General features: G+C 74.0%; 3 protein-coding genes. 2 read left to right on the top strand and 1 reads right to left on the bottom strand.

Going from position 1 to position 1,612, the window contains the following annotated elements:
* Positions 1-365 (bottom strand): DJ-1/PfpI family protein (locus ACXJKL_RS20765; protein ID WP_457208889.1); only part of this gene is annotated, 365 nt, incomplete at its 3' end.
* Positions 366-439: 74 nt separating this feature from the next.
* Here ACXJKL_RS20765 and npdG point away from each other — a divergent pair.
* A complete protein-coding gene (npdG, locus tag ACXJKL_RS20760; protein WP_457208888.1) occupies positions 440-1,129 on the top strand; it encodes an NADPH-dependent F420 reductase in 690 nt (229 codons plus the stop codon).
* A gap of 59 nt (positions 1,130-1,188) precedes the next feature.
* A partial coding sequence (locus ACXJKL_RS20755; protein ID WP_457208887.1) for an MFS transporter occupies positions 1,189-1,612 on the top strand: 424 nt, incomplete at its 3' end.

Genomic DNA, 1,612 nt, shown 5'->3' with positions numbered 1-1,612 from the left:
GCGGACAGGACGCCGGCCTCGACGAGGGTCCACGGGGCGTGGCAGATGGCGGCGACGGGCTTGCCCGAGGCGGCGAACTCCTTGATGAACGCCACCGCCCCCTCGTCCATCCGCAGGGCGTCGGGGTTGGCGACGCCGCCCGGCAGGATCAGCGCGTCGTAGTCGGCGACCGAGGCGTCGGCGACGGTCTTGTCCACGGGGCGGGTCTCGGCCTTGTCGAGGTGGTTGAAGAGCTGGACGGTGCCGGACTCCGGGGAGAGAAGCTCGGCCGTGTGCCCGGCGCCGGTCACGGCGTCCCACGGCTCGGTGAGCTCGACTGCCTCGATGCCCTCGGACGCGGTCAGGAATGCGATTCGCTTGGTCATCCCCCCACGGTTCCTCGCCGGTGGGGGCTGGACAACACACCTGCGGGTGGTGTCCCGGGCGCTAGCCTCGCCGCGTGACCGACACCGACGCGACGCCCGCCCCCCGCATCAGCGACCAGACCATCGCCGTCCTCGGCGGCACCGGTCCGCAGGGCCGCGGACTGGCCCGTCGCTTCGCCGCCGCCGGGCTGACCGTGGTGCTCGGCAGCCGCGCGGCGGACAAGGCCGAGGCGGCCGCCGCCGAGCTCTCGGAGGCCCTCGGCACGACCCTGACCGGGGCGAGCAACGCGGACGCCGCGGCGACCGCGGACGTCGTGCTGGTCGTCGTACCGTGGGAGGGGCACCAGGAGCTGCTCGAGTCCCTGCGCGAGGTCCTCGCGGGCAAGGTCGTCGTCGACTGCGTCAACCCGCTCGGCTTCGACAAGCAGGGGCCGTACGCGCTGCAGGTCGAGGAGGGGTCGGCCACCCAGCAGGCCGCCGGGATCCTCACCGAGTCGCGGGTCGTCGGCGCCTTCCACAACGTCTCCGCGGTCCTGCTCGGGGACCCGGCCGTCGAGCGGGTCGAGACCGACGTCCTCGTCCTCGGCGACGACCGCGAGGCCACCACCCTCGTCCAGGAGCTCGCCGACGYCGTCCCGGGCATGCGTGGGGTGTACGGCGGACGGTTGCGCAACGCGCACCAGGTCGAGGCCCTCACGGCCAACCTGATCGCCATCAACCGCCGGTACAAGTGCCACGCGGGGCTGCGCGTCACCGACGTCTGACGCGCCCGCGCGGAATGCCACGCCGTCGCGGGGTGTTGCGACCCGACGTGGTGCAGACGATGACGACCCCCGTCCAGGCTCCCGACGACTCCCGTCGGGTGTCCCTGCTGCTCGGCCTGCTCTTCGGCCTGGCCGGCATGGGCTCGTCGTCCGCGGCGATCGCGCTGCCGCAGATGGCCTCCGACCTCGACGTCAGCCTCGGGACGGCGGCGTGGAGCATCAGCCTCTACGTGCTGATGCTCGCCGTCACGACCGCGGTCTACGGGCGCGTCAGCGACCTGGTCGGCGTACGCCTCCCGCTGGTCTTCGGGATCACCCTGATGACCGTCGGCGCCGTCGCCGCCGCGCTGGCCCCGACCTTCGGCGTGCTGCTCGTCGCCCGGCTCTTCCAGGGGGCGGGCGCCGCGGCGGTCCCGACCCTGGGCGTCACCGCCCTGAGTGCGCGGTACGTCGGCCCGGTGCGCGGCCTCGCCCTCGGCCGCC

Source organism: Nocardioides sp. P5_C9_2, assembly GCF_054049555.1.
Note: the sequence above shows the minus strand (reverse complement) of the source record. Positions and strands in the feature narration are given on the sequence as shown.